This window comes from Pseudomonas sp. LJDD11 (genome assembly GCF_024584215.1).
In the GTDB taxonomy this organism is placed as follows: domain Bacteria; phylum Pseudomonadota; class Gammaproteobacteria; order Pseudomonadales; family Pseudomonadaceae; genus Aquipseudomonas.
The window spans coordinates 1-664 of sequence record NZ_JANJFL010000089.1 but is presented as its reverse complement, the minus strand read 5'-3'; the positions used below and the strand labels follow the sequence as shown (position 1 = coordinate 664).

1 protein-coding gene is annotated in these 664 nt (G+C 54.7%); it reads right to left on the bottom strand.

Features of this window, described 5'->3' with window-relative positions; translation table 11 throughout:
• Positions 1-95 precede the first annotated feature (95 nt).
• Positions 96-664: IS3 family transposase (locus NRB16_RS28890; protein WP_257107566.1), on the bottom strand; the 569-nt coding region annotated here is incomplete at its 5' end.

Below are 664 nucleotides of genomic sequence, written 5' to 3'. Positions count from 1 at the left end.
ACGGGCACAGCATGGTCCTCTGGTGTTCGGTATGGGGGCTTTCGCGAATGAATTCGCTCCTACAAATTGAACTGCCCCCCAAAAGTTGGAGAGTTTTAGCTCGCAGCCTGAGTCCTGTATTCCACAGGGCTCAGGCCATTGAGCTTCAGCTTGATACGATCATGGTTGTAGTAATGAATGTACTCATCCAGACCAGCCTTCAATTCTTCAATGTTTTCGAACCGCTCCAAGTAGAAAAACTCCGACTTGAGCGTGCCGAAGAAACTCTCCATCGCCGCGTTGTCCAGGCAGTTGCCCTTGCGCGACATGCTCTGCTTCACACCGCACTGCTGCAACGCACGGCGATATTGGGCCTGCTGGTACTGCCAGCCCTGATCCGAGTGGATCAGTAGCCTGGGGCTGTTACCCAGGCTACTCAAAGCCTTCTCCAGCATGTTGCCCACCAGGCTGTAGCTTGGTCGAGTGGCTATTTCGTAAGCCACTATCTCGCCGTTGTACAAATCCATCACTGGCGACAGATAGAGCTTTTGCTGGGCCACCTTGAACTCGGTCACGTCGGTCACCCACTTCTGGTTCGGCCGCTGAGCCTCGAAGTTACGTTGCAGCTCGTTCGCTGCGATTGTGCCTTCCGCCCCCCGATAAGACCGGTACTTCTTGGTCCGCA